Origin of the sequence: Exiguobacterium sp. s34 (assembly GCF_018617435.1) — a bacterium.
GTDB lineage: Bacteria > Bacillota > Bacilli > Exiguobacteriales > Exiguobacteriaceae > Exiguobacterium > Exiguobacterium aestuarii.
On sequence record NZ_JACSKE010000006.1, the window covers coordinates 156,354 to 180,229 of the forward strand.

Consider the following 23,876-nt stretch of genomic DNA (forward strand, 5'->3'; position numbering starts at 1 on the left):
AAAAGAGTAGCGGATTCGCTACTCTCTCAAAAAAATTAAGGGAAACGTGGGAATTGACCGAAGTCAGGGTCACGTTTTTCTTTGAACGCGTCGCGTCCTTCTTTCGCTTCATCTGTCGTGTAGTAGAGAAGCGTTGCGTCTCCAGCGAGTTGCTGAAGTCCAGCAAGACCGTCTGTATCCGCGTTCATCGCTGCTTTCAAGAAACGAAGCGCAGTCGGTGAATGTTGTAAGATTTCTTGGCACCACTTGACTGTTTCTGCTTCGAGTTGTTCGAGTGGTACGACCGTGTTGACGAGTCCCATCTCGAGTGCTTCTTGTGCATCGTACTGACGGCAAAGGTACCAGATTTCACGAGCTTTCTTATGACCGATGATGCGAGCTAAGTAACCAGAACCGTATCCTGCATCGAACGAACCGACTTTAGGACCTGTTTGTCCAAAGCGAGCGTTGTCCGCTGCGATCGTCAAGTCACATACGACGTGAAGGACATGTCCACCGCCGATTGCAAATCCTGCCACCATGGCGATGACCGGTTTTGGAATGACGCGAATGAGGCGTTGAAGGTCGAGGACGTTCAAGCGTGGGATTTCATCTTCTCCAACGTATCCGCCATGACCACGAACTTTTTGGTCTCCGCCTGAACAGAATGCCTTTTCGCCTTCACCCGTCAAGATGATGACGCCGACTTCTTTATCATCGCGTGCACGAGCGAATGCATCGATCAATTCATTAACCGTCAACGGACGGAACGCGTTGCGTACCTCTGGACGGTTGATGGTGATTTTAGCAATCCCATTCCATGTTTCATATTTAATGTCTTCATACGTACGGACCGATGTCCAGTTCGCTACTGATTCCATTTTAAATACCCCCTAAAATCAATTTCTTTATTATTGTACCAAACTCTGATGCATTCTCGATATGAGGAGCATGCCCAGCATCTGAAATTTCATAGATTTTAATATCGGACCGTTCTTGCTGCATGTCTTTTGCAATCGCTTTGAACTTAGAATCTTCTGCTCCGACAATCAAGTCGATGCGAGGGAGGTGGTGCAGTGCGCCCCATAGCGAAGGCATGTGACCTGTTCCAATCGCCCGCAAACTGTTCGCAAGCGCAGTGGGGTGTTGTGCAAGTCGATCCTCCCTGAGTGAACGTTTCATGTCCTCCGTCTGTCGCCAAAGCGGAAGGTTCTCCCATCGCTTGACGAATGCGGCGAGTCCTTCGGTTTCGATGAATCGGGCAAGTTCTTCGTCTTGACGTCGACGAGTTGCCCGCTCTCTTGAAAAGCGAAGACCAGGTGTCGTGCTGATTCCGATGACATGTTCGACGCGCTTGTCACATGCGGCGAGTGTCAACCCGATTCGCCCACCGAGTGAATAACCGACGACCGTCCAAGGGCGTTCATCCAAATCGAGTAAGCATGACAAATCTTTGATTTGTTGACTCATCGTCGACCGATTGACGGGAGGATGTTCAGTTGCGGCGTGTTGAAGTAGGGAAGGTGACACGTGTCGGACTGGCATCGCGGGTAGCGAATCAATCCAATGGGCATTTCCTGTGAACCCGTGTAAGAACAACACAGGTCTTCCTTCCCCTCGAACGCTCACCTCATACTGAATCCCTCGCAAGCCGATGTTCATGCTTCATTCTCCGTGATGAGGCGAGCGCAGACAGACTGCGTCCACTCTCGGTGGATCGCCACGTTTTGCTCACGATTCGATGGAAACTCAATCAAGTGAATGCCATCTTCAATCGCTTTTTGAATCTCATCCGGTCGTTCAATCAAACGATAGGACAACCCGTATGTCTCAGCAAATCCACGAATGTTTAAATCGAGCGGTGTTCCGAACAAGTCTTCGAATAGTTGGGCATCGATGGAAGCTTGAGGTAAGAATGAGAAAATCCCTCCGCCGTTATTATTCGAAATCACGACTGAAAACTTTCCAGGGTGTCCCTTCAACAGTTGTAAGGCGTTGCTATCGTGGTAGAATGCCAAATCGCCAATCAATAGAGCGGCGTGAGACTTATCGTAACAGCTGCCGAGTGCGCTCGATAGGACGCCGTCAATCCCGTTTGCGCCTCGATTGGCGAGAACTTGTACGGCTGTTCCGGCTGATAATGACGTATCGACATCACGAATCGGCATACTGTTGCTGACGAAAAGACGTTCGATTGACGTATCGAGTAGTCGTTTCGTCAATTCGGCTTCGCCTTGAAGTGAAGGTTTTGCCGACTCTGCGACATCTTCGAAGAAGCGTAGTCGTTCGACGTAGCGCGGTTCATTGATCGATTCAATGAGTGGTAAAAAGTCGAGTGCGTCTCCGTAACAGATGGTCGCGCGGCTACTCGGATCGCGATAAGAGCCTGGCTCTTCAATCACGAGTTGTTCCGTCGTCGATATCCATTGATTGAACCGTTTTGAGACGGGTGCGGCACCGAAGCGGATGAACACCTCAGGTAACCAGTCAGTGCGGTACTCGCTTGCGAGCCACGTGTCATAGTTCGTTAACACGCCATCGAAGCGACGCATCCCACTGAGTGGATCGGCAAATATCGGAATATTGCGTTCGATCGCAAATTCGTAAATGGTGTCCTGCCATGTAACCGGAGTGTAAGGTCCGACAACGAAAGCGAGTTGTTTGTGATTCGTTCGTTCCGAAAAGAGTTCTCGGTCGGCACTTGTTGGGCGAATGCTCTGTCTTTCCGGTTTAGTCGGTTCACCTTTCAGAAGTCGCTTTAACTGTTCGAGGTCTGGAAGTAACGGTTCTCGGAATGGAACATTCAAGTGAACCGGTCCAATCGGGGCCTGCATGGCAAGGTTCGTGAACCGAGTAACCGTCTGTTGCATGAATGAAAGCGTTGCTTCTTCGGGTACGGGCAAGTCGAGACTCATCTTTACTTGTTCACCGTATAACCGGACTTGATTAATCGCTTGAGGTGCCCCGACATTCCGGAGTTCATGTGGGCGATCGGTCGTTAAGACGATGAGTGGCAACTGCGAAATGAATGCTTCTGTCACGGCAGAATAATAGTTTGTCGCAGCCGTCCCGCTCGTGCAGATGAGTGCGACAGGACGAATGGTGTCCGTCGAACGCGTCAAACCGAGGGCATAAAATGCGGCGGAGCGCTCGTCGACAATGATGTGGTGACGAATTTGCGGATGCAAATAAGCCGCCATCGCGAGTGGGGTCGAACGAGAACCTGGACTGATGACCACGTCTGTCACGCCAGATTCAACAAGTCGATTCACCATGGATGCTACCCAGTCGGTCAACATCTTATTCATGTGGGGTGCCTCCTTAATCGTGCGAATCAAACTGCAAAGCTTGTTTGATTGGACTCATTTTCATTTCGGTCTCTTCGAGTTCTTGCTCGAGTGCAGAGTCTTTGACGATGCCACATCCTGCATAGAGTGCGACGAATTGATGTTGAACGAGTGCCGAGCGAATGGCGACGACAAACTCGCCATCACCTTCGTTGTCGACCCAACCAAATGGGGAACCGTACCATCCGCGGTCGAAACGCTCGATTTCACGAAGCAATCGGACCGATGTCCGCTTCGGTGAGCCGCCGAGTGCTGGTGTTGGGTGTAAGGACTCCGCTAACGACATCAAGGAAGCGTTTGTTTCGAGTGTCGCTTGGATAGGCGTATGCAGATGGAATACCGACCGATTCGCTAAAATTTGCGGTGTCTCGCTCGTATGAATCGGTGCAGTATATGGTGTCAAAGCTTGCTTAATGTCTTTTACAACAATCTGATGCTCTTCACGATTTTTCGTATCATTCAGTAGCTGTTCTTTCGCGAGTTCTGCTTCAATCTCAGTTTTAGGACGTTTGGTCGTCCCGGCGATGGCAGCCGTGTTCAGTTGCATGCCTTCTTTTTGAATCAGTCGCTCAGGCGTCGCTCCAAAGAACCCGACGTCACGCTTTGGTTGATATAAGTAGATATAACTCGACTCTTGATGGTCCGCCAAATGCTTTAAGCTTTTCGCGAAAGGGAATGAGTCGTCGGAGCGTTGATAAATTTCTTCTCGTGCGATGACGATTTTTTCGACGCGCTCTTCCTCAATTAACTGCTTCGCCTGTTGGAAACTCGATTTAAAGTGGTCCACGCCATCTTTTACTTTCGAATAGGTCGGTGTCGATTCTTCTGTAGGATGAAGTGAGCTGAATTGAGCCAATTGGTCAGCCAATTGAATCAAATACTGTTCCACCGATTGTTTTGAAGAGACGAGCGTCGCGACTGTCAGTGTATGTCGGTCTTTATAACGACGGTATAAAAATTTTGGGACGACGAGTGATGCCTCCCCAAAGGCATCCCACATACTCTTTTGTGGTCGCATGAAAGTATCGAACGAAAAGCCGGCAAACGCATGAATAGTTGCATCGACATCTCGCCGGTGGAGACTCCAGTCATACTGGAGTCGCTGAAATCGTTCTGTTCCAGAAGCACTCAAAACGAGCGCATCTCCGCAACCGAGCATTTCAAGCGTACGGTCTGGTGTCATGAAATAATAGTGGGACGTATCCGTGTTTTGAATGATTTGAAACGCATCGAACGCAGAAATTTCCCATGTATATGATGCGAGGACAGGTCGTTGCCAAGCTCGCGCCCGTTTATGGGCTTGCTCGATTCGTTGTTTTATATGTGTTTGAGTATCTGGCATAAAAGAAAAGCCTCCTCAATCCGATAGAATTCTCACTCTTTAGTGTATCACGAGTTCGCAATCCACCTGCCTATGAAATGCTCGAGAAATTGTAAGGGATGTGAGATGGACGGCTGGCGTTGACAGATTTTTTCATCGAGACGTAAACTAACGAAGGGAGGGAACGAAATGAAACAGAAATCAAAAGGGGCATATTGGCGAATGATTCGACCACATACCCTGACAGCAAGCTTTATTCCGGTCTTGCTCGGGACGTTCATCGTCCTCGATCAAACCGAACTGAAATGGGGGCTCTTTCTTGCGATGCTGGTCGCGTCAGTCCTCATTCAAATCGCAACGAACTTATTTAACGAGTATTATGATTATAAGCGTGGGCTAGACCATGAAGGGTCGATTGGGATTGGTGGGTCAATCGTGCGTGACGGATTTACGCCGAAACAAATCCTGTCAATCGCCCTAGGCATGTATGCTGTCTCAGCAATGCTTGGACTTTACATCGCAGCGTCTACGAGTTGGCATTTGCTTTGGGTCGGTGCACTATCTATGCTCGTTGGATACTTATATACCGGAGGACCGTTACCGATTGCGTATACGCCGTTTGGTGAAATTGTCGCCGGTCTATTCATGGGGTATGTCATCATTGGAATCGCTGGCTACATCCAAATCAATACGGTGACGACGGAGCTATTGCTCGTATCGTTCCCAATGGCGTTGCTAATTGGAGCGATTTTACTTGCGAACAATATTCGTGACCTTGATAACGATAAAGAGAACGGCCGAAAAACAATTGCTTGCCTAGTCGGACATCGACGTGCGGTGTATGTGCTCGCAGCATTCTTTATCGCCGCAATAGTCGGCATCATCGTCGCCGTGATGTATTATGGAGTCACACCATGGGTCTTGTTATCGCTCCTCACCGTGCCAGTGATGGTTCGGGCGATTCAACGGTTTTGGCAAAAAGCAGAACCGGCCGCATTGATGCCTGCGATGGCGATGACGGCAAAAGTGAATACGTTGTTCGGGGCATGGATGGTCGTCGGACTAATTGTTTCAAGATTTGTGATGTGAGAAAAGGGGAGGCGTTAACGTGTCAGTCGTAAAAGAAATGCTTGAATTCAATAAACGTTTCGTAGAGGAAAAACAGTACGAACCGTTCGTATCTGATAAATTTCCAGATAAGAAAATTGTGATTTTAACGTGTATGGACACACGTTTGACGGAACTGTTACCTCAAGCGCTAGGACTTAAAAACGGAGACGCTAAAATCATCAAAAATGCGGGTGCCGTCTTGTCGCATCCATTCGGTTCAGCCATGCGTTCGATTTTAGTGGCGCTTTATGCATTAGGCGCGGAAGAAGTCGTTGTGGTCGGTCATTACGATTGTGGGATGGCGGCGATTGAACCGTCCGTCGTGATTGAAGAGATGGAGCGACGGGGGATTGACCCTCAGACATTGAAGACATTGAAGTCGTCAGGGATGGATTTGGAGCAATGGCTTCATGGTTTTGATTCGGTCGAAGAGAACGTCGTTCATTCGATTAACCTGATTAACAATCATCCATTGTTACCACCAGGCACGAACGTGCATGGATTCGTGATTGACCCGGCGACGGGGCGTCTTGACCCGGTAGAAGCATAAGAAAGGAGCGCGTTCAACTTGAACGCGCTCCTTTTAACATTACCCATACGTATTCGTCGGGATGTCTTTATAGTCATCCTCTTCTTGTTTTTGTTTCGCTTTCTTTTTGTTCTTCTTAAAATCACGTTCATATTCTTGTTCGCTTGGCGTTTTAAAGAAACGCATCCACGTCGCGTTAATTTCAGATCCGATTAAAATGATCATTCCGGTCAGTTGTAACCAGAGCAACGTGACGATGATCCCACCAAGCGATCCATAAGTCGAATCGTAACTTCCGAAGTTCGAGACGTATAGACTGAATCCGAAGGAAACAAGCTGCCACCCAATCACACCGAAGATGGCTCCGGGAATCGTACTTTTCCAGAATACATGTTGTTGTGGTGATACTTTATAAAAAATCGAAAGCGTCAAAATCAGCACGACTGTTGTCAGAACATAACGGAAGACGTTGATCATCATCTCCTCGGCCCCGGTAATATTGACGGGTAAATATTCGGTGACGAATGAGATGATTTGTGCCCCGAACACGTTTGAGAGAATGAGGAGTAACATCCCGATTCCGAGTAAAATCGTCATTCCAAGCGCCAATCCTTTTTTGACAAAGAAATTACGTTCATTGTCCTCGCCATACGCGTGTAGGGAAGTCGTGATGAGGCGGTCGACCCCTTTTGCGGCGGACCAAATGGCTAAAATCGCACCGAGTGATAAGAGACCGCCTCGTGGCTCCCCGATTGCGTCAAAAATACTCGTCAAAAATTCGGAAGCGGCGGATCCTGGTGCCAAATCATTTAATTGATTTTGGAATGAATCTTGTGAGATATCAAAAAACGATAAGAGTGCCAAAATGAAGATGATACCGGGGAAAATCGATAAAAACCAAAAAAATGCGAGTGTGGCCCCGTAGTCTTGTACGTCATGCTCTTTAAAACGACGGAATAACTCTTTTCCAAACCCGAACCAATTCTTTTTTTCCTTTACTTCTGTCATTGCCATCATGAAACCCTCCTGACTCAATCGTTAGAAAAACATTTCCCGAATTCGGTAGAGGATACACATGATTAATCCTCGGCTAACGTCAAATCGTAAAAGCGAGTCTCATTTGAGGCAAGTTTTTCAGCGAGTGATGGTGGGCGGACCGGAAGATGAGGTAACGCCGATCGCTTAATCCACATCGGGGTATACGATCCGTTTGTCTGTTCTTCTTGAAACTCTTCGCCCGTTCCGGTACCGAATTCGCCGCCTGTCATCTTCGCCCAATAGTAAGGGTTCAACTCATTATTAAAGGCGACGTAGGCAGCAACTCCTTCTAACTCGACGTGAACGCCGAGTTCTTCATACGCTTCACGGACGGCCGTTTCTTCAGTCGTATGCCCGTATTCGACTCCGCCCCCGGGGAATACATAATACAAGACGTCTTCTTTTTCGCGACGAATCAAAGCGACTTCGTCTTTATCATTCATTAGAATGATCGCACTTCTTAATTTCGTTCGAACCACTGAAATCGTTCCTTTCATTCCTATAATTTTGCACAAAACGCATCGACGATTCGCCGATGCGTTCAACTCATTTTTGCGTAGGTTGTTCTAATGAATCATACATGTCTTGCGTCAACCCATTTTCGTGTGACGCGATAACTTTTCCTGCGACACGCATCCCGAGACGGAGTGCATCCTCGATTGGATGTTGCTTCATCAGTTCTGAGATGACAGCAGAGAAGAATGAGTCACCGGCTCCAGTAGAGTCGGCTACTTTCACTTTCGTTGTCGGGACATGACCTTGTTCATTCGTACGAAGGTCGACATAAACCGCACCGAGCTCGCTCATCGTGACGATGGTGAGCGGAGCACCTTTCATGGCGAGTACTTCCGCGACACGTAGCGCGTCGTCTACCGTGACGATTGACATATCGGACAAGATCTCCGCTTCTTCCCGGCTACAGATGAATCCGGTGAAGCCTTGGAGGAGATGACGGTTCCGTTCAATGACTGAAAGGTGGCCGCACACGCCGTATAGTGGTAAGTCCATCTCACGGCACAGTTCAATCGTTTCATTCAAGACGTTCACCGATAAGTCTAAGTCGATTGCGACAGCGTCGCTCTCTTTAAAGACCGTGTCGATTTGACGTAAAATGGCTTCTTCCATTCGTGCTTCGTCAGGTTGTTTTGAAATCGAAGTCTGTAGATCGCCATTGTTATCCATGACGGCAAGCCACATGCCCATCCCGTTGTCTTCTAGCATATCGACACCATCGACGTTGACATGTAAACCACGTAACTCTTCGAGAACACCGACACCGATCTGGTCGTTCGTAACAGTTGAGACGAAGCGAACGTCATTACCGAGTACACCTAAGTTTTGAGCAACGTTTCGACCTGTTCCGCCATTGGAGAAAGTGATGTCGCCAACATTTTTCGCATCTTTATGAAGCGGTGCGAAAGACGTTCCTTTAATATCGACAAACACTTTGCCGATGACTGCAATCGTATTCATATCTTGTACCACCTTTAGCCAATCTTTCGATTTGTTTCAGTCAATTAGACACATTGTTTCAATTATAACGAAATCGACATATCGTTTCAATCATCGATTCCATTTTGTCGAATGAGTCACTCCCATGAAGAGGTGAGAAGGCGAAGTCCATTCAAAATGACCAGGATAGTAGAACCTTCGTGCCCGACAACTGCGAACGGCATGATCAGCAACTCGAAAATGTTTGTGGCGATGAGGACGAGAATGACACCGAGCGCAAAGACGACGTTTTGTAGAACGATTCGGTTCAGCTTGCGTGATTGACGAATGGCGTCGCTCAAGCGCACGAGGTCGTTTTTCATCAAGACGACATCGGCTGTTTCAAGAGCCGCATCGGTTCCTTCGCCCATGGCGATTCCAACGTCAGCGGTCGCGAGTGCTGGGGCGTCGTTAATACCGTCACCAATCATCCCAATCGAACCGTACTCTTCACGTAATGCCTTGATTTGTGAGACTTTCTCTTCTGGTAAACATTCGGCAATATAGCGCGTCAATCCAGCTTCATTTGCGATGGCACGGGCAGTCGCCTCATTGTCTCCCGTAATCATGATTGTCGCGATCCCAAGGTCATTCAGACGTTGGATTGCACCTTTTGCCTCGGAGCGCAACGTGTCACGGAGGGCATATGCCCCGATTGTACGAGAGTCATCACTAATAAAGACGAGCGTGTGGCCGGCTTCTTTCAATCGTTCCACATCTTCTTTAAAGAAGTCACCACTTCGGTCAGCGAACTTCTGCTTACCGACGCGATACGTCGTTCCGTCAATCGTTGCCTCGATACCGGAACCAGTGATGTCTTTAAAGTGCGTCATCTCTCCGGTATGTTTTCCTGTATAAGAGACGAGGGCCTCTGCGAGAGGGTGCATTGAATGTTCTTCAATCAAACTGACGATTCGATTGACGTCGACTTCTTGTAAATCAGGGGTGATGAGCGCTTCTTGAACGATCGGCTTCCCGATGGTGAGCGTTCCTGTTTTATCAAAGGCGATTGCTTTCAGGCGCCCCATGTTCTCGATGTGCGCACCACCTTTAAAAAGGATTCCGTGTTTTGCGGATGAGGCAATTGCTGCTAGTGCGGCAGGGGTGATCGCGGCAACGAGGGCACAAGGAGATGCGACGACAAGAAGGATCATTCCTCGATAGATGCTCGTTTCAAGAGACCATGACGTGAAAAACGGTCCCAGTAAGATGATGGCCGTGACGGATAGGAGTACAATTTGAACGTATCGTCCTTCATAACGATCGATAAATTGTGCAGAAGGTGATTTTTCTTCTTGTGCTTGCTGAACCATTTGAATAATTTTTTGGAACAACGTCTCGGTTGCGAGCTTTGTCACTTCAAGCGTCAACACACCGTTTAAGTTGACGCTTGAGCCGAACACGTCATCTCCAATTTGTCGGTCGACCGGCACAGATTCTCCTGTGATTGCAGCCTCTTCCACAGATGCGCTACCTTTCAAAATGCGTCCGTCAACCGGGATGCGTTCGCCAGGGCGGACGTAGATACGATCCCCGACTTTCAAGTCGTCAATGTGGACAACTTCAAGTTCGTCAGAAGCAGTGAGGCGAGTTGCCTGTTCAGGTTGTAGTTCCATCAAAGATTCGAGTGCACGCTCATTTTTATTCATCGTATACGTCTCGAGTGCACCGGATAAGGCGAAGATGAAAATTAAAATGGCGCCTTCCATCCAATAGCCAATCGATGCGGCACCGATGGCGGCAATAATCATGAGTAGTTCCACGTTCAGAGATTTTGTTTCAATCGTGTCCGTGATTCCTTCTTTCGCTTTTGCGTATCCGCCGATGAGAAAGGCGGTTAAGTAAAGCGTGACGTGAATCCAAGGAGTTCCGCCTTGTGTTTCGGCGATATAAGCGAGTACAATCAATACACCGCTAATGAGCGCCATAATCAATTCGATATGTTCGTACCAGCTAGCCCGTTTGAATACGTGGCTTTTTTCGTGTGTAACCGATTGGACGTTCATAGAATCCCTTCTTTCTAATTGAGAATAAGTCTCGATTAAATGATAATGATTGATGATGATTATCATCTTCAATCGGCTTAAAATATGGATTTAACCTTTAGATGATGCGTTTTGTTTGTTTATAATAATTATTATCTAGGTTTATTTTAACACGCTCATCTTCGACTCACAAATAAAAAGATTAAGGAGTTTTTGTGTCATGCAAAATATATTCCAGCGCCCATGGACAGTGGCGTTTTTGGCGATTTTTAATACGTTGTTATGGGGGAGTGCGTTCCCGTTCATCAAACTGAGCTATGAAAAGTTGGACATCCAGTCGAACGAATATGGTCAACAGCTACTGTTCGCAGGCGAACGTTTCTTACTCGCCGGAGTTCTTCTACTGATTATCAGTCAGACAGTGTTGAAGCGATCGATTCGATTGACGCCTAAGAAGTTTAAGGCGTATGCGCATCTCGGTTCTTTTTTAACGTTCCTTCAATACTTGTTCTTTTATATCGGGCTCTCGATTTCGACTGGCGTACAAGGATCGATTATCGCCGGATCGACATCGTTCTTCCAAATGGCACTCGCCCACATCCGTTATGAAGATGATAAGTTGAATCGTTTGAAGGGGCTTGCCTTAACGTTTGGGTTTTCTGGAATTGTCATCGCAAACTGGCCAGCAACCGGTTCGGAGTTTGGTTTTGGATTAGGTGAGATTTTACTAATCTTAGCGATGGTGTCGGGTGCGTTCGGGAACTTGATTGCGAAGGATTATTCGAAAGAATATGACGTTGCTCCAATGACAGCTTGGGCGATGGTTACAGGTTCGATTGGATTACTCGTCATCGGTTACTTGTTAGACCCAAGTGGAGTCTCGATGCCGTACACCGGCCAAACGATTGCGTTCCTCTTCTATTTGGCAATGCTGTCGGCGATTGGGTTTACACTGTGGAACACGTTGATGAAATACAATCCCGTCAGTCGGATTTCACTCTATATTTTCTTAGTTCCCTTATTTGGTGTCATGTTGTCAGGTATTTTACTCGGCGAAACGATTCCGTGGAACGCGATTGTCGGACTCATGTTCGTTATCGTAGGGATTTATTTATCGACTTACTTTCAAGGAAAGCGTGCTAAAAAACAACGCATAAGTCATTGAAAAAGAGACGCGGTTGACGGAATTGAAATCCCATGACAAAATATATTAAAAATTCTGAATTTTAAAGTTCGAAAAATCGGTCTTCGTTTGCAAAGACTTGCGTACGCAATCATTCAAAGGAAGGAGGAAAAGCAATGACTAGAAATCGAATCGTCCGTAATATCCTCATCTCGCGTCAACCGAAAGATGAGTACGTCAAGTACGTGATGAAGTGCGTGAGTCAAAGTTTAAAAGAACGTCACGGTCCGGTGGCGACCCGCGCAACGAGACAAGGGGATGACATTCAGACGAGATGGCAGTTCGAAGATCGTGTCGTAGAGGTGACGTTGAAATCAGAAGTGCTCGCCTCCCTGGACACGGAGCCGTTCGCACTAGATGAGGTGTTCATCCAAGCTTTACAGTTGAACGATGATGAAATGGATCGAGTTGTAGAGTAAAAAGGGCAGATGGTTCATGGGAACCATCTGCCTCTTTATATATCGATTGGCTTCGACGTTGATGTGAAGAGCCGTAATGCGAGAATGCCTAAGATTAACGTGTACATGAGGAAGTAAATCTCTTTCGGAAGCGATAACCAGTATGCGCCGATCATCGGTCCAGAAATCGAACCGATACTGAAAGAGATGCTATACAGCATATTTCCGGTCGGGAGCAAGGCTCGAGGGAGTACCTCTGTCATGTGCGCTAATCCGAGTGAATATGTCGACCCTAGCCCCGCGCCGGCTAGCGCGAATAGAAGGAGCAGTCCGACATAGTGATCGACGACAACATTTGCCAAAGCGAACACGAGTGTTCCGAATGTCAGGACGATTTGCAAAATTCGTTTCTTCCCATACAAGTCAGCGAGTCGACCAAGAGGGAGTTGAACGACGATTGACATGACGATAAATGTCGTAATCAGTGTACTCGTCTCTGTTAGACTCATTCCGTTCCGTGACGTGAAGATCGGAAAGTTGGCATTTAAGCTCGCTTCAAGAAAGCCGTATGTAAATGCGGGGAGAAGCGTGTATCCTGCGCCGACTAGGATCAACCGAATGCGTCCCTTCGAGTCCGTCTTCACTTTCTCGACTTCGGGGAACTCATTCTCGACTTTAAAGACGAGCATCAGTGAAGCGAGGCAGAAGAAGACGATGATTAGAAACGGTAACCAGAACCATACATCAACAAGTGGTGCGAGTAACGGACCGACGGCGAAACCGAGACTGAACGACATCCCGTAATACGCCATCGCTCGACCGAGACTACGTTTGTCGGTAGAGGAGGTTACCCACACTTGTGAACCGTAGTGGAGGGCGGAGTCTCCAAATCCGATAAAGAAACGCATCATCGCCCAAACGAGTAGTGATGGCCAAATCGGCAAAGCGAAGGTCGCAAAGGCGGTTAATAAAATTCCGAGGACAATCGTCGGTCGGAATCCGTATTTTCGGACGAACCGCTCAAGGAGTGGAGCAGAGACGATGACTCCAACATAGAGCATCGTCGCATTCAAGCCGTTCACCCAGGCCGGAGCCCCGTCACGCTCAATGAGCGTGGATAAAAGTGGAATGAGCGCGCCTTGAATCAAGCCAGAAATAAAGACGATCAATAATAAAATCATAAAACGAAAGCGGAGCATGGATTCACCTCATGAAGTCAAAGTAAAAAGCCGAGAAGGTTCTCAGCTTTTCGTGTCGTCAATCGGTTGTGGAGAGTGATTTAAGTGTAGCAACTCATCGTCCCAACTGCCTTGACTAAACATTTCATCATGCTCTACTTTGTCTGAAACGAATGCGGCTGTCAATAAGATGCTAAGCACGCCACCGAAAATAATAATGGCCATTACAGTGATCATGAATACATAAATCGCTGTCATCTATACACACCTCGATTCAGTTAATATACAGAACATTTCCCGAATCGAAATAATTAAAACGAGGTCGCTTTGCGAGATTGGAAATCAACCGTCGGATAATACGCTTGTTTGACGAGTGCGTTCGGTCCGAGACATTTGACGGCTGGGCAATGGCAAGAAAGAGTGGCGTTCAATTGACTGTTCGACCACGTATCGTACGCTTCTTGGAATGACGTATCGTAGACGGTACCAAGCGTACCGAGCTCGTCACCGAAATCAGTCACGATAATCTGACCGTCGAAGATGTTTGTGTTGAGGCGCGAACGGCCATCCGGATCGTTGCGGACCGTCACGTTTTTCGATTCATGAAGTCGTTTCAATAAAGCGCGATCTTCTGGTAGGTCAGAACATGCATAGAACGGTAATGTGCCGAACAACATCCAGACGTTTTCGTCTCGGACATCGAGCAAATCGTGGATCGCTTGTCGCGTATCAGCGAGTGACGCCGATTCGAGGGCGCTAGCGAAGTCTGCTGGGTACATTGGGTGCACTTCATGACGTTGGCAACCGAGTGAGACGATTTCTTCGTGAATTTCTTTTAGGTGAGGAATCGTCCGTTTGTTGATCATCGTCTCTGCTGACACGATGATTCCTTCAGCCGTTAAGGCACGGGCGTTATCTTTCATCGTTTGAAGCATTTTTAACCGCGCCTCTTCACTCGGTTTCCGGTCCATCATCGCGAACCCACCTTCGAGGAAATCGGCATCGGTGCCCCAGTTATGCGAAATGTGCAAAACGTCCAAGTAAGGGGTAATAAGATGATAGCGAGATAACGGTAGCGTCAAGTTCGAGTTGATTTGCGTACGTGCCCCACGTTCTTTCGCATAGCGTAATAACGGAACGACATAGTTGCGGACCGATTTCATCGATAACATCGGTTCACCACCTGTGATGGAGAAGGCGCGTAAATGTTCGATTTCATCTAATCGTTGAATCAACAGTTCGAGCGGGACTTCCGGTTCTTCTGTTTGATCGAGCATATAACCGACCGCACAATGCTCACAGCGCATATTACACAGTTTTGTTGTTGTCACTTCGACGTTGGATAAGACGAGTCGACCATGTTCGAGTTGGTCGAGATAGGCTTCCCAAGGGTCGAAGGTTGGGGAGATGTTTTGCATGTGGATTCCACCTTTTCATCAAGTTACACGAAATAGTATGCTATAATAGCAACTCTTTGTCACGAACCAAAGGAGCGATTACAAGATGGGTAAATCACGTACAGATACCGCCGGAAAGATGAACGTCCTAAAATCGAGAACGGAATTGCTATGTCTATCAGTCAATACGCTAGACGAGCATACGACACCTGAAGATTTACATCGCCTGTTAGCCGACATTGATTCGTTGCGCGCCAAAGTTGTGCGTTACGCCAAAGACCTAGAACAATCGTCTCGAAAGGATGAATCAGATTGAAATTAATTACAGGAGATTTTAAAGATGTCACAGTCGAACGACTTGGCATAAATGGAGAGGGCATCGCGACGATCAATCGCATGGTCATCTTCATTCCAAACTTATTGCCGGGAGAACGAGCAAAAGTCGAAATCACACGTGTCGAGAAAAACTATGCGGAGGCACGCGTAGTCAAGCGTGATAACGACTCAAAGGACCGCGTCAAAGCACCTTGTCCGATTTACGACGAGTGTGGTGGGTGTCAAATCCAACATATGAGTTCACGTCTACAGATGGAGTATAAGGAAGAAATTGTTCGAAACGCCTTCCGTCAAAAGACAAAACTGAACGTGGAGAAATCGGATATTCGTCCGACAATCGGCATGGATGACCCTTGGTACTATCGCAATAAATCACAATTCCCGCTCGGCACACGCCGTGGGGAGATCGTATCTGGACTTTACAAACCGAACTCGAACCATCTCGTGCCAATCGAGCACTGTATGGTTCAACAACGTGACACGACGAACATCAACAATGCGATTGTCCGTATTTTAAACGAACTCGACATCCCCGTCTACGATGCACGCCGTGACACGGGTTATGCTCGGACGGTCGTCGTGCGTTCAGGTTACAAAACGAATGACGTACAAGTCGTATTGGTCGTCGGACACGAAGATGTGCCGGACTTAGATGAATTAAGTGATCGGATCATGGCATTGCCCAACGTCGTCTCATTCCATATCAACATCAACGCAAATCGCTCAGGTGTGATTTTCGGATATCGGACGGTCCATATCGCAGGTCAAGAGAAAATGGATGAACAGCTCGATGACGTTCATTACCATCTGTCACCACGCGCATTCTTCCAGTTAAATCCGGCACAAACAGAAAAGATGTATCGTGAAGTCGTTGAAGCTGCAGGGCTTACGGGTGAAGAACGTGTCATCGACGCCTATGCAGGTGTCGGTTCAATCGGTCTTTGGTTGGCGCCATACGCGAAAGAAATTCGCGGGATGGAAGTCGTCCCAGAAGCGGTTGAAGATGCGAATGATCATATGCGTGAAAATGGCTATAACCATGTCACATACGTCGAAGGACGTGCCGAGCATTGGATCCCACGTTGGGTGAAAGATGGCTGGATTCCTGACGTCGTTGTCGTCGATCCGCCGCGTACGGGTATGGATCATCAATTGATCAACTCGATTATCTCGTCGAAGACGAAACGAATCGTTTACGTGTCATGTAACCCACAGACGCTCGCGCGAGATGCCGATCAGTTGATGAAAGCGGGATACAAGGTCAATTATGTTCAACCGTATGATATGTTCCCACAGACGTCTCACGTCGAATCGGTCGTCGTGTTCGAGAAAAAGAAAAAGAAAAAATATTGACGAGTCCGTGAAAAGGCTTGTCAAGTAAGCGTTTTCACGTTATAGTTCAGATGTCAGACTTCTTCTCAAATATAGAAGTGGAGGAACATCCAATGATTTCACAAGAACGCGTACAAGAACTCGTGCATAAAGCCATTGAAGCGCGCAAACGCGCCTATACACCGTATTCTAAATTTAACGTAGGTGCCGTTGTCATCGATGCATCGGGTAAAGAAATCACAGGCTGTAACGTAGAGAATGCTTCGTACGGACTATCGATGTGTGCTGAACGAACAGCCATTTTCAAAGCAGTCTCGGAAGGTAGTGACTCGATTGAAACAGTCGTGGTCGTTGGAGACACGGAAGGTCCGATTTCACCATGCGGGGCTTGCCGTCAAGTCATCGCCGAATTCGCGGGAGAGGATTTCACCTTAATTCTCGCAAACTTGAACGGTGACACAAAAGTGATGACAAAAGAAGAAATGCTACCTTACGGATTTTCACCGAAGGACTTAACGTAAACAAGCTGCGGACGATTCGTCCGCAGCTTGTTTACTTGTCTTTATATTTTTTTTCACTCACCGAGTCATCTTTGGAGTGACGTTTGTTCTTCTCGTCCTTCATCCGTTCATTCAACTCCTCGACGGGAATCGGGTCGACGGTTTGCATGCCGTCCTCATCGAAAATACTCTCTTTGTCCGTATCGACAGCGTCCGGATTATCGAACGGACGCTTCGAGGTAGGTCGTTTCTTTTCCATCCAATCGCCTCCTTCCCACTAAGGATTCCACTCCTTGAAATGTTGTAAACGTTTTCGGTTTGGGTTTTAAGATCATGAAATGGTGGAATGAAGACTTCATAGTGAAGGAGGGGACAAGATGGATCGTAAAGTATTGATGGGGATTGTACTTGGTGTCGCAGGCGCAGCACTCGTTGCACCAAAAGTGGCGGCACTGCTATCGCAACGTGAGGAAGAAGACACGTGGCAAAAGATGGACGAGCGGGAGAGTGTGGATGCGGATCAGGATGAAGCGGAGCAAGGTCTCACACAACTTGATTCGAGTCATCGTGCCGAATGGCAGGCGAACGGATACCCGCAGACACATGCAGAACGAGAGCGACTCGAGCAAGAGTCGGCCAATCAATATAAAGGGAAAGACATTTAAAGGCAGCCCATCGAGGCTGCCTTTTTTACATATCGAAATCATCTTCAGGCAGAAGTGGCAAGCCGACCGTGACAGTCGTCCCTTTACCTACTTCTGAACTAAAGTGAAGCGATCCTTCATGTCGTTCGATGATATGCTTCGCAATGGCCAAACCGAGACCGGTCCCACCATCTTGTCGTGTTCGTGATTTATTAACGCGATAGAAACGCTCCGTCAATTTGTCTAAATCTTCTTTCGGGATACCCCGACCTTCATCGCGTATTTCCGTGATCGCATAGTCCGTTTCGGCAAACGTCTTCACATAAATCGTCTTGCCCGCCTCTGTGTAGCGGAGGGCATTATCGAGAAGGTTACCGATGACTTGTTCGAGTCGGTCATGGTCACCCAGAATAATCAAATCAAAGTCTAAATCAGATTCGATCGTCACACCTTTTGCCCGAGCAATCGGTTCGAGACGATAGAGGACGTCTTCGAGCACTTGTGAATAAACGACAGGTTCTTTTGTCATTGGATAGGAATCGCGCTCTAACTGTGCGAGGTCGAGTAAATCCGTGACAAGGCGCTGAAGTCGGTTCGTCTCGTTTTCGATAATGTCATAATATTGGGCCCGTGTTTTTTCATCCAACGTATCATCTTGAAGCATCTCGGTGTACCCGCGAATGTAGGAGAGTGGGGTACGGAGTTCGTGACTGACGTTAGCGAGAAATTCTTTTCGCTGTTCTTCGACGAGTCCGAGCGATTCCGCCATCGAGTTGAGCGTATCTGCCAACTCACCGATCTCATCATCGTACACAATCGGGATGCGGTGTGAAAAATCACCTTGTGCATACACTTGAGAGGCGCGTTTCATCTGAATGAGCGGTTGGATGATCGTATCGATAATCTGTTTACCGAAAATGAGCAAGTTCACAATCATGAGGACGAGTAAAAACGTGATCATGAGCCGAATCGGTTGGAATGGCTCACTGATTTTACTGAGTTCCATGTAGAGGATCAGCGCATTATCGAGCTCCCCGTCTCGTATGAGTGGGAAAGCGGTCATCAAAATGTCGACGTCCTCGGTCGGGTGCTTTCGCGTGACAGAAATCGCATACCCGTCCTGGAGGCGTTCGAGATCTTGTTGCCGTAGAAACGTCTTACCGGAGCCGAGTGTATCCTCTCGAACCGAGGAGAGAAACACTTTCGTTTCGGTCAGTTCGTTCGTATATGTCATGCTGTCGGCGAACGCGTCAGAGAAACCGTCGGCCTTATAAATCGTGACGAGTTTCTCTCCGCGATTGATGAGCAATTCTTCTTGCGTTTGAATATAAAATTTGTCGTACAAATAGAACGTCATGATCAGAAACACGAACGCTGAGAAGAGGCTGGCTGTCCAGATGGTAATCCAAATCCGCTTCCGGATCGTGTATCGCTTCATACGTTTGCCTCGAATTTATATCCGATGCCCCATACTGTTTGAATGTAACCTCCAGCCTCACCGAGTTTTAGGCGTAGCGTCTTGATATGCGTATCGACTGTGCGGAGATTGCCGTGGTATTCGGTTCCCCAAATTTGATCGAGTAGCTGTTCACGAGAGAACACTTTTTCGTCGTTTGTGATGAAGAGGTAGAGTAAATCAAACTCTTTTCGAGTCAAGTTGACCGTTTTCCCTTTCACGCTGACGGCGCGACCTTCGATATCGATGGAGAGAATCCCGACGTCAAACGTCGCTTCTTGTTCTTTTGAAAAGCTGTGTGTACGACGTAACGTCGCTTCGATGCGAGCGAGTAGCTCGCGTGGACTAAACGGTTTTGTGATGTAGTCGTCTGCCCCGATTTTTAAACCATGGATGCGGTCGAGTTCTTCCGAGCGTGCTGTCAAGAGAATGATCGGAACGTTCGAAAACTCACGGATGCGCATGCAGGCCGTCAATCCATCAAGTTCCGGCATCATGACGTCTAGTAAGACAAGGTGGAACGTCTCTTCTTTTAAGCGTGCGATCGCTTCAAGACCGTTTGAGGCGGTGACCGTCTCATACCCTTCTTTTTCTAAATTTGATACAAGTAAATCTCGCATTTGTTCTTCGTCATCAGTTACGAGGATACGAAACATTGATTCTGACATATGCCATTCTCCTTTACGAAACGGTTAACGAGAGTTGTGATGAATCCCTCATACCTTTATCATACCTATCTCTTCGAATTAGAACAGATTTATTCGGCTCCGACAAGTTACCTCCATCAAATCCACACAAAAACGCCACAAAAAAGCCAATTCTTTGACAGAATTGGCTCATGCTTCGAGTTGTGCCTCGTAAGGGACTTCGTATTCTGGGATGTGAAGGGCATGCAAGTAAAGCTGAAAGCTCGACTTGGATACTTCATATAAAACATATTCAACATCACCTTGGTTGATTTCGGCGAGCAGTTCAGAACGAATCTCGTTCGCGCAAAACGCGTACGGGAGTTTCTCTGCTGCAGCAATCGAACGTTCATTTGATTTGCGAATCTTTAAGAACACACTTTCAATGTCAAGCTCGAAGAACAGTTCTGAGAAGAACGCCTCTTTCGCAACTTGATTATAACCTTTGCCGTGATACGGCTTGCCAAGCCACGTGCCGAGGAATCCATAACCGGATTCGACATCGAACAAGCTGATTGTCCCAATCGGGGTGCCATACTCGTTCGTGATGGTACGTGAGATGATATTTCCTTGCTCCTCTAGCTCGATGATTTGCTTCGTGCTAAATAAAAACTCGTCAAAGTGGACCGTCTTTTGACGGACATACGGAAAGACATCTGGGTGTTGCATCAGTTCGAACAACTCCGCGCAGTCGGTAAGCTCACGAAATTTGAGCACCTTTACATTCCTCCTCCTATTTCAGACCGCTGAAGAATAGTCGTAACGAAAGCATACTTCTGGCTTCGCTGTTCGAACCGCCTTGGCTGCTTTATGAAGTTACAAGATAATTTTATATAGTATTTTTAAAAAAGCAAGTAAATTATGCGTAAAAACGCTTATGAAAAATAATGAAAATTATTCGACCTCATGATGCGTTTCGGCACGGTCTGTTTTATAGACAACTTCACCGTTCACGATCGTCATAATCGGCTTCGCTAAGTAGTCGAGTGGGAAGTGATTCCACAACACGAGATCAGCATCTTTTCCGACTTCGAGGGAGCCGATTCGGTCGGCGACACCCAACGATTCGGCGGGATTGATGGTGATCCCGCGTAACGCGATGTCGACGGGTAGCCCTTCACGCGCAGCAAGTCCAGCGCACAAGTTCAAATATTGGACCGGCGTATACGGATGGTCAGTCGTAATCGAGACGATCATGTCGTGCTCATGGAGGATGCGATACGTCTCCCACGTCTTATTTTGAAGTTCGATTTTCGACTTTCTCGTAAACGTCGGGCCGACGGTGACGTGTTTCACACCGAGTTCCTGTAATTTTTCCGCGACGAGGTGACCTTCCGTACAATGCTCGATTCGATAGTCGAGGTTGAACTCTTTTGCAAAGCGTACGACAGATAGGATGTCATCAGCGCGGTGCGCGTGCACACGAATTGGCATTTCGCGGTCGAGGGCGAGTTGAATCATCTGACTCCCGAACGTACCAATCGTCTTCGTCGACCCAACCGTGCGAAACGCCTCGCGGAGCAAGCCCATGATTCCCATCCGCGTCAAGTCACCCGTTTTCCCCATACTGTGAATGCGTTTCGGGTTTTCACCGAGCGCCATCTTCAGTCCTGCGTGACGGCGGACAATCATATCGTCAATGTAGCGACCGTGCGTTTTGATGACACTTGTCACACCACCGATGACGTTCATGCTTCCAGGCATGACCTGAACAGCGGTCACGCCAGCCATCAGTGCTTCTTGAAATCCTTCGTCGAGCGGATAGACGCCATCAATTGCACGAGCGTGAGGTGTCATTGCTTCGACCGTTTCGTTTGCGTCGTTTCCGACAGAGCCGGTCCCTTCATCATATAAACCGAGGTGGGTATGGGCATCAATAAAACCAGGGAATAAAAAGTTTCCTTCCGCCTCGATGACGTTCTCATTGTCCATTGGGTCGAGTAATTCGGCCATTTCGACAATCTTGCCATCACGAACACGGAGGTCTCCGTAAAAGTGGGGGGCGGTAATCGGATAAATATGGGCGTTTCGAATAAGTAAGTGACTCACGATTCATTCTCCTTAAGCATCTTGTAATAGGTTTTTTAGTGCGGGTTCTAACGTGTCATATCGGAAATCGAAGCCATGTTGCAGCGCTTTTGTCGGAACGACTTTCGCACCTTCTAGGACGATGACGCTCTTTTCACCGAGTGCGAGTTTCATCATTGGGGCTGGTGCGGGAATCCAGTGAGGACGATGCATCACTTTCGCAATCGTCTTCCCGAACTCATTCATTGTCACCGGCGTAGGGGCAGTCCCGTTTACAGGACCTTCGATTGTGTCCGTTTCGATGATATGCACGAATAACCGAACGAGATCATCTAGATGAATCCATGGGACCCACTGCTCTCCTGATCCGATTTTACCACCGACCCCGAACTGATAGGGGAGTTTCATTAATGGAAAGGCACCTCCGTCATTTGATAAAACGACGCCAGTACGCATCGTCACGAGACGTACTCCTAAATCGCGAATCGGTTCAGCTTCCTGTTCCCAGAGAACGCAAACATTCCCTAGGAAATTGGTTCGTGTCGGTAATGGGGTTTCCTCTGAATAGGTGATCGAGCGATCTTCACCGTATATGCCGATCGCCGAGCCGCTCACGACGACTTGTGGCTTTTGTTTTAACTGTTGAATGATGCGGACGACTTCTTTTGTCCCTTCGATTCGGCTTTGAAGGATCGCTTGTTTCTGTTTATGGGTCCAGCGTCCGTCATTGATTGACGCCCCGGCTAAATGGATGAACGCGTCCGTTCCTTCGAGCTCTTCTTCGGGCTTGCTGTTCGGTGTCAACCATTCGATGAATGATACCCCGCGATGGCGGGGGCGTGGATGACGTGTCAACACGACGACTTGATGACCGGCATCAGCCAATGCACGGACGAGCGGTTGACCGATCAGTCCGGTTCCGCCAGTGATTGCGATTTTCATGAAATTCCCTCCGATATCATGTGTTGTTTCTAAAATGGGTATAAGTCAGTATATCCAGATGAATACCCTTTCTTCTAACTTATCAAAAATCCTTTACGTTTCCTGAACGTGATATGTTAGAAACATAGAATGGAGGGGAGTCGTTATGAAAATTGCGAAGTTTACGACCCAACAAAAAAATAAAGACCGATTGAACGTATTCATCGAACGAGAGGGGAAAGAAGAGTTTGCGTTCGCCATCGATGTCGACGTGTTCATTAAGTATGGACTCACAAAAGGGATGGAACTCGAAGACGATTTTGTACAAGACGTGCTCGAGGCGGAAGAGTCACAGAAGGCTTATAAGTTAGCCGTCAATTATTTATCGTATCGAATGCGTGCGATTTCAGAGGTACAAGACTACCTGATGAAGAAGGAGTTAAGCGAGACTGCCATCAAACATGCCATCACACGATTGAAAGAGCAACGTTATTTGAATGATGCGGAATTTGCGAAAGCTTATGTCCAAACCAAATTCAACACTAGTCCAAGTGGGCCAATCAAAATCAAACGTGAGCTCGAACAGCTCCGCATCCCACCCGACGTCGTCGAGTCGGTATTGACGTCTATCACACATGAAGAACTCGTGGAAAAGGCCGGAAAGTTCGTAAAACGGAAACAAATGGAAACAAATCGTCGTTCTGCCACAGAAGTGCAACAAAGAATTCAACAAACCCTGATGCAAAGGGGGTTTACCTTTGATATTATTTCAGAGGCGATTCAAACTTTTTGGGAAGAAGAGGACGAAGATGTCGAAATTGCGGCGTGTTTAAAGCAGGCTGAAAAGTTGAATCGGAAGTTCAGCGGGTATGATGCGTTCGAACGCAAACAGCGCATGAAGATGCAGCTTCGGCGTAAAGGATTTCCGTATGATGTGATTGAACGTACGTTAGATCGAATCGCTGAACAAGAATCGTGATGGGACATCTGTTTACGGTAGGGGAAAACACGAAAAGG

At 47.6% G+C, this 23,876-nt stretch carries 26 protein-coding genes; 9 read left to right on the forward strand and 17 right to left on the reverse strand.

The window, feature by feature from the left end; genetic code table 11:
* Nucleotides 1-35 precede the first annotated feature (35 nt).
* The 4 genes from menB to KNO87_RS13245 are packed head-to-tail and all read right to left on the reverse strand — an operon-like array spanning nt 36 to nt 4,668.
* Nucleotides 36-860, reverse strand: a complete 825-nt coding sequence (gene menB, locus KNO87_RS13230; protein ID WP_026826750.1) for a 1,4-dihydroxy-2-naphthoyl-CoA synthase — start codon at nt 858-860, stop codon at nt 36-38.
* A gap of 1 nt (nt 861) precedes the next feature.
* Nucleotides 862-1,641, reverse strand: a complete 780-nt coding sequence (locus KNO87_RS13235; protein WP_214796420.1) for an alpha/beta fold hydrolase — start codon at nt 1,639-1,641, stop codon at nt 862-864.
* Nucleotides 1,638-3,287 carry a 2-succinyl-5-enolpyruvyl-6-hydroxy-3-cyclohexene-1-carboxylic-acid synthase gene (menD, locus tag KNO87_RS13240; RefSeq protein WP_214796421.1) on the reverse strand — a complete coding sequence of 550 codons (1,650 nt, stop codon included), beginning with the start codon at nt 3,285-3,287 and terminating at the stop codon, nt 1,638-1,640. Before menD ends, KNO87_RS13235 begins: the two co-directional genes overlap by 4 nt.
* Nucleotides 3,288-3,300: 13 nt before the next feature.
* A complete protein-coding gene (locus KNO87_RS13245) occupies nt 3,301-4,668 on the reverse strand; it encodes an isochorismate synthase (protein ID WP_214796422.1) in 1,368 nt (455 codons plus the stop codon).
* Nucleotides 4,669-4,836: 168 nt separating this feature from the next.
* Between KNO87_RS13245 and KNO87_RS13250 the strand changes: the two genes are divergently transcribed.
* A complete protein-coding gene (locus tag KNO87_RS13250; RefSeq protein WP_214796423.1) occupies nt 4,837-5,736 on the forward strand; it encodes a 1,4-dihydroxy-2-naphthoate polyprenyltransferase in 900 nt (299 codons plus the stop codon).
* Between the two features lie 37 nt (nt 5,737-5,773).
* Nucleotides 5,774-6,307 carry a beta-class carbonic anhydrase gene (locus KNO87_RS13255; RefSeq protein WP_074033130.1) on the forward strand — a complete coding sequence of 178 codons (534 nt, stop codon included), beginning with the start codon at nt 5,774-5,776 and terminating at the stop codon, nt 6,305-6,307.
* 39 nt (nt 6,308-6,346) lie between these two features.
* Here KNO87_RS13255 and KNO87_RS13260 read toward each other — a convergent pair whose 3' ends face one another.
* The 4 genes from KNO87_RS13260 to KNO87_RS13275 form a co-directional block, all read right to left on the reverse strand.
* The gene (locus KNO87_RS13260; RefSeq protein WP_214796424.1) at nt 6,347-7,300 is read right to left on the reverse strand and encodes a YihY/virulence factor BrkB family protein; all 954 of its coding nucleotides are present in this window, start codon (nt 7,298-7,300) and stop codon (nt 6,347-6,349) included.
* Nucleotides 7,301-7,365: 65 nt separating this feature from the next.
* Nucleotides 7,366-7,803, reverse strand: a complete 438-nt coding sequence (locus tag KNO87_RS13265) for an NUDIX domain-containing protein (protein WP_214796425.1) — start codon at nt 7,801-7,803, stop codon at nt 7,366-7,368.
* Between the two features lie 67 nt (nt 7,804-7,870).
* Nucleotides 7,871-8,797, reverse strand: a complete 927-nt coding sequence (locus tag KNO87_RS13270) for a carbohydrate kinase family protein (protein ID WP_214796426.1) — start codon at nt 8,795-8,797, stop codon at nt 7,871-7,873.
* A 116-nt stretch (nt 8,798-8,913) separates the two neighbouring features.
* On the reverse strand, nt 8,914-10,821 hold the full coding sequence (locus KNO87_RS13275; protein WP_214796427.1) for a heavy metal translocating P-type ATPase: 1,908 nt from the start codon (nt 10,819-10,821) through the stop codon (nt 8,914-8,916).
* 199 nt (nt 10,822-11,020) lie between these two features.
* Here KNO87_RS13275 and KNO87_RS13280 point away from each other — a divergent pair, with 199 nt between their 5' ends.
* Both KNO87_RS13280 and KNO87_RS13285 read left to right on the forward strand, forming a co-directional pair.
* Complete coding sequence (locus KNO87_RS13280; RefSeq protein ID WP_214790542.1) at nt 11,021-11,965, forward strand: DMT family transporter; 945 nt, start codon at nt 11,021-11,023, stop codon at nt 11,963-11,965.
* Between the two features lie 134 nt (nt 11,966-12,099).
* Nucleotides 12,100-12,402, forward strand: a complete 303-nt coding sequence (locus KNO87_RS13285) for a hypothetical protein (protein WP_214790540.1) — start codon at nt 12,100-12,102, stop codon at nt 12,400-12,402.
* Between the two features lie 35 nt (nt 12,403-12,437).
* Here the strand turns inward: KNO87_RS13285 and KNO87_RS13290 are convergent, their stop codons facing one another.
* The 3 genes from KNO87_RS13290 to yfkAB are packed head-to-tail and all read right to left on the reverse strand — an operon-like array spanning nt 12,438 to nt 14,977.
* Nucleotides 12,438-13,580 carry an MFS transporter gene (locus KNO87_RS13290; protein ID WP_214796428.1) on the reverse strand — a complete coding sequence of 381 codons (1,143 nt, stop codon included), beginning with the start codon at nt 13,578-13,580 and terminating at the stop codon, nt 12,438-12,440.
* 42 nt (nt 13,581-13,622) lie between these two features.
* Complete coding sequence (locus tag KNO87_RS13295; RefSeq protein WP_214785678.1) at nt 13,623-13,817, reverse strand: hypothetical protein; 195 nt, start codon at nt 13,815-13,817, stop codon at nt 13,623-13,625.
* A 53-nt stretch (nt 13,818-13,870) separates the two neighbouring features.
* Nucleotides 13,871-14,977 (reverse strand): radical SAM/CxCxxxxC motif protein YfkAB, encoded by a 1,107-nt coding sequence (gene yfkAB, locus KNO87_RS13300; protein ID WP_214796429.1) that lies wholly within the window; start codon nt 14,975-14,977, stop codon nt 13,871-13,873.
* A gap of 85 nt (nt 14,978-15,062) precedes the next feature.
* Here yfkAB and KNO87_RS13305 point away from each other — a divergent pair, with 85 nt between their 5' ends.
* The 3 genes from KNO87_RS13305 (at nt 15,063) to KNO87_RS13315 (ending at nt 17,145) form a co-directional block, all read left to right on the forward strand.
* Nucleotides 15,063-15,272: a hypothetical protein gene (locus tag KNO87_RS13305; protein ID WP_015880867.1), complete on the forward strand. Its 210-nt coding sequence runs from the start codon at nt 15,063-15,065 to the stop codon at nt 15,270-15,272.
* Nucleotides 15,269-16,645, forward strand: coding sequence for a 23S rRNA (uracil(1939)-C(5))-methyltransferase RlmD (rlmD, locus tag KNO87_RS13310; protein WP_214790532.1), 1,377 nt, complete (start codon nt 15,269-15,271; stop codon nt 16,643-16,645). The genes KNO87_RS13305 and rlmD overlap by 4 nt, the downstream gene beginning before the upstream one ends.
* 92 nt (nt 16,646-16,737) lie before the next feature.
* A complete protein-coding gene (locus tag KNO87_RS13315; RefSeq protein ID WP_251125702.1) occupies nt 16,738-17,145 on the forward strand; it encodes a cytidine deaminase in 408 nt (135 codons plus the stop codon).
* A gap of 31 nt (nt 17,146-17,176) precedes the next feature.
* On the opposite strand, the gene KNO87_RS13320 is transcribed toward KNO87_RS13315, so the two are convergent.
* Complete coding sequence (locus tag KNO87_RS13320; protein ID WP_214790529.1) at nt 17,177-17,383, reverse strand: hypothetical protein; 207 nt, start codon at nt 17,381-17,383, stop codon at nt 17,177-17,179.
* Between the two features lie 118 nt (nt 17,384-17,501).
* Here KNO87_RS13320 and KNO87_RS13325 point away from each other — a divergent pair, with 118 nt between their 5' ends.
* A complete protein-coding gene (locus tag KNO87_RS13325; protein ID WP_214796431.1) occupies nt 17,502-17,789 on the forward strand; it encodes a hypothetical protein in 288 nt (95 codons plus the stop codon).
* Between the two features lie 25 nt (nt 17,790-17,814).
* Here the strand turns inward: KNO87_RS13325 and KNO87_RS13330 are convergent, their stop codons facing one another.
* The 5 genes from KNO87_RS13330 to KNO87_RS13350 form a co-directional block, all read right to left on the reverse strand.
* A complete protein-coding gene (locus KNO87_RS13330) occupies nt 17,815-19,206 on the reverse strand; it encodes a sensor histidine kinase (protein ID WP_214790525.1) in 1,392 nt (463 codons plus the stop codon).
* Entirely contained in the window at nt 19,203-19,892 is a 690-nt protein-coding gene (locus KNO87_RS13335; RefSeq protein ID WP_214796432.1) for a response regulator transcription factor, read from the reverse strand. Before KNO87_RS13335 ends, KNO87_RS13330 begins: the two co-directional genes overlap by 4 nt.
* Nucleotides 19,893-20,060: 168 nt before the next feature.
* Nucleotides 20,061-20,627, reverse strand: a complete 567-nt coding sequence (locus KNO87_RS13340; protein WP_214796434.1) for a GNAT family N-acetyltransferase — start codon at nt 20,625-20,627, stop codon at nt 20,061-20,063.
* A 177-nt stretch (nt 20,628-20,804) separates the two neighbouring features.
* Complete coding sequence (locus KNO87_RS13345; protein WP_214790520.1) at nt 20,805-21,959, reverse strand: amidohydrolase; 1,155 nt, start codon at nt 21,957-21,959, stop codon at nt 20,805-20,807.
* Nucleotides 21,960-21,971: 12 nt separating this feature from the next.
* Nucleotides 21,972-22,880: a TIGR01777 family oxidoreductase gene (locus KNO87_RS13350; RefSeq protein WP_214796436.1), complete on the reverse strand. Its 909-nt coding sequence runs from the start codon at nt 22,878-22,880 to the stop codon at nt 21,972-21,974.
* A gap of 145 nt (nt 22,881-23,025) precedes the next feature.
* On the opposite strand from KNO87_RS13350, the gene recX reads away from it, so the two are divergent.
* Nucleotides 23,026-23,838, forward strand: a complete 813-nt coding sequence (recX, locus tag KNO87_RS13355) for a recombination regulator RecX (RefSeq protein WP_214790516.1) — start codon at nt 23,026-23,028, stop codon at nt 23,836-23,838.
* Nucleotides 23,839-23,876 lie beyond the last annotated feature (38 nt).